This window comes from Mesorhizobium sp. CNPSo 4684 (genome assembly GCF_057784315.1).
The window spans coordinates 1-3899 of record NZ_JBWLUX010000074.1 but is presented as its reverse complement, the minus strand read 5'-3'; the positions used below and the strand labels follow the sequence as shown (position 1 = coordinate 3899).

1 pseudogene is annotated in these 3899 nt (G+C 59.9%); it reads left to right on the top strand.

Annotated features, from left to right (window positions below):
* Window positions 1-12: 12 nt before the first annotated feature.
* Window positions 13-3899, top strand: a pseudogene (locus AC04SG_RS32600) (hypothetical protein); the annotation flags it as partial.

Below are 3899 nucleotides of genomic sequence, written 5' to 3'. Positions count from 1 at the left end.
GGCGGCAGAGCAATGCCGGCGGCCTCGACGTTGCAGCCGGTCCAGTCAGCTGGGGTTTTGATAGGGCACAGCAAGGAGCCTCTCTATTCCGAGGATGCTCGCCTTATTTCGGTGCTTGAGAAGGGCCTCCGCCACGGCAATGCCGCCAATCACACCGCCAACGGCTATGTATACTCTCTTCGCAGCTTCAGCCGCCGGCTCTTCGCAAATAAAAGAGATCCGATTGCTGCGCGGCTCGACGACCAGTCGCTGACCGATGATGCCCGCGAAGCCGTCGAAAAGGGTCATAATAGACGACTCCTCTCGGCAATAAACTATCTCCGCACCTTCCAGTCGACGGGCGGAGTCGTGCCGATCAAAGGTTGCGGTAATCTAAATCCTCACCCCCAGGACGAGGTCCTCATCGAAGAGTACAAAAACCAAGCAGTGACACCGACCCGCAACGTGTATGCAGCTGTTCTTCGCAATTTCAGTGACTACCTGCGTGAGAACAATAAGCCGGGCATTGCTGGTCGGCTTTCGGGCACGTCGTTGGACGGCGATGTCAAGAGCTATAGGAAGGACGGCGGTGATCGGAATATCGGTGCCGCACTGGCTGATCTGCGAAAATCGCAGGCAGGCGCTAAAGTGATGGAAATCGAGCGCCATATTCCCCTCGTTCCCGCTGCCGAAAACGCGGTCCGGATGGAGCCGATGCCCGTCGGCAGCGCCGCTGCGCAGCACAGCGCGTCGCAGGGCGCGAGCAGATGGCCAGATGAGCTGCCTCCCGTAGAAAGCTACGATCAGGATTTGCTTTGGGAGATGATGGACAAACCCGGCCCGTCGTCGTCTCTCGAGCCAGCCGCACGCCATGACCAGTCATCGGATCCCCGAGAGTCCATTCGTCACTTAAACTGGGGCTACGACCACCAGCAGTTCCCGGACGAGCCGATGGGTGCATTTGCCAGCAGCAACCTTTTGCCAAGCGGGGAAGTCGTCATCAACGATGAGCGTGTCACCAATTCAGGTGGAGGTAGTGGAGCAATGCCGGCCTCCTGGGCGCTGCAGCCGGCTCAGTCAGCTGGAGTTTCGAAAGGGAACAGGAAGCAGCCTCTTTATTTCGAGGACGCTCGCCTCATCTCGGAACTCGCCCTCAGCAAGGGCAACGCCAACGCCTATGTATCTTCTCTTCGCAGGTTCGGGCGCTGGCTCTTCGCAAATAACAAAGATCCGATTGCTGCCCGCCTCGACGACCAGTCGCTGACCGATGATGCCCGCGAGGCCATCGATAAGGGTCATCACAGACGACTCCTTCCGGCGATGGACCATCTCCGGACCTTGTCGATGGGCGGAGTCGTGCCGATCGAAGGTCGCCCTGAGCTAAATCCTCACCCCCAGGACCTGGCTCTCATCAAGGAGTACAAAAACGAAGCAGGGACATCGACCGGCAGCCGGTACGCAGCTCTTCTTCGCAGTTTCAGTGACTACCTGCGTGAGAACAACAAGCCGGGCATTGCTGCTCGGCTTTCCGGCACGTCATTGGACGGCGATGTGAAGAGCTATAGGAAAGACGCCGCGGGTGATCGGAATATCGGTGCCGCACTGGCTGATCTGCGAAAATCGCAGGCAGGCGTTAAAGCGATGGAGCTCGAGCGCCATATTCTCCCCGTTCCTGATCCCGAAAACGCGCCGCGGATGGAGCCGAAGCCCGTCAGCGCCGCCGCTGCGCAGCAGGAAGCGGACAGGTGGCCAGAGGAGCTGCCTCCTGTGGAAAGCTACGATCAGGATTTGCTTTGGGAGATGATGGACAAACCCGGCCCGTCGTCATCTCTCGAGCCAGCCGCGCGCCAGTTCTCTGACAACCCGATCGGTGCATTTGCCAGCAGCAACCTCCTGCCAAGCGAGGAGGTCCTCATCAACGATGAGCGTGACACAGCTCGGTTGCGGCCAGCGAAGAGGCCGAGGCCCTTGGACAATCCAGACGGCCTTGCCGTTGAGCGGCAGCTGAGTGAGATCGCCAATTCAGGTGGAGCAATACCGGCGACCTCGACACTGCGGCAGGCTCAGTCAGCTGGTGTTCGGATAGGGCGGCGCAGGCAGCGTCTTTATTCCGAGGACGCTCACCTTATTTCGGGACTTGAGAAGGCACTTCTCGGGGGCAATGCCATCAATGCCACTGCTTCCGCCTATGTATCTTCTCTTCTCGGCTTCGGCCGCTGGCTCTTCGCAAATAACAAAGATCCGATTGCCGCCCGGCTCAACGAGCAATCGCTGACCGATGATGTGCGCGAGGCCATCGAAACGGGTTATAACGTGAGACTCCGTCCGGCAATGGACCATCTCCGGATCTTCCAGTCGACAGGCAACGTGCCGATCGCAAGCCGCGCTGAGCTAAATCCTCACCCCCAGGACGTGGCTCTCATCAAAGAGTACAAAAACGAAGCAGCGCCAGGGACCGGCAGCAAGTATGCAGCTGTTCTTCGCAGTTTCAGTGACTACCTGCGTGAGAACAACAAGCCGGGCATTGCTGCTCGGCTTTCCGGCACGTCATTGGACGGCGATGTCGAGCGCTATAGGAAAGACGCCGCGGGTGATCGGAATATCGGTGCCGCACTGGCTGATCTGCGAAAATCGCAGGCAGGCGCTAAAGCGATGGGGCTCGAGCGCCATATCCTCCCCGTTCCTGCTCCCGCAAAAGCGGTCCGGATGGAGCCGATGCCCGTCGGCCGCGCCGCTGCGCAGCACAGCGTGTCGCAGGGTGCGGGCAGGTGGCCAGCGGAGCTGCCTCCTGTGGAAGGCTACGATCAGGATTTGCTTTGGGAGATGATGGACGAACCCGGCCCGCCATCATCTCTCCAGCCGGCCAAGCGCCTTCAGTCAACTGGAGTTTTAATAGGGCGAAGCAAGCAGCCTCTTTATTCCGAGGACGCTGGCCTCATTTCGGGACTTGAGAAGGCCCTCTTCGAGGGCAATGCCGCCAATGGCACTGCCGACGCCTATGTATCTTCTCTTCACAGCTTCGGGCGCTGGCTCTTCGCAAATAAAAAAGATCCGATTGCTGCCCGGCTCGACGACCGGTCGCTGACCGATGATGTGCGCGAGGCCATCGAAACGGGTCATAATGGGAGACTCCGTCCGGCAATGGACCATCTCCGGAACTTCCAGTTGACGGGCGGAGTGGTGCCGATCACAGGCCGCCCTGAGCTAAATCCTCACCCCCAGGACGTGGCTCTCATCAAAGAATACAAAAGCGAAGCAGCGACCGGGACCCGCAGCCGGTATGCAGTTCTTCTTCGCAATTTCAGTGACTACCTGCGTGAGAACAACAAGCCGGGCATTGCTGCTCGGCTTTCCGGCACGTCGTTGGACGGCGATGTCGAGCGCTATAGGAAGGACGCCGGGGGCAATCGGAATGTCGGTGCCGCACTGGCTGATCTGCGAAAATCGCAGGCAGGCGCTAAAGCGATGGAGCTCGAGCACCATATCCTCCCCGTTCCTGATCCAGCAAAAGCGGTCCGGATGGAGCCGATGCCCGTCGGCAGCGCCGCTGCGCAGCACAGCGCGTCGCAGGGCGCGAGCAGATGGCCAGATGAGTTGCCTCCCGTGGAAGGCTACGATCAGGATTTACTTTGGGAGATGATGGACAAACCCGGCCCGTCGTCTCTCGAGCCGGCCGCGCGCCAGGTCCCCGACAAGCCGATCGGTACATTTGCCAGCAGCCACCTCCCGCCAAGCGAGGAGGTCCTCATCAACGATGAGCGTGACACAGCTGGGTTGCGGCCAGCGAAGAGGCCGAGGACCCTGGACAATCCAGACGGCCTTGCCATTGAGCGGCAGCTGAGCGAGATCGCCAATTCAGGTGGTCGCCTGATGTCGTCGGCGGACCCCGTCCATCAACTGGGTGCATTGCCATCGCAGGC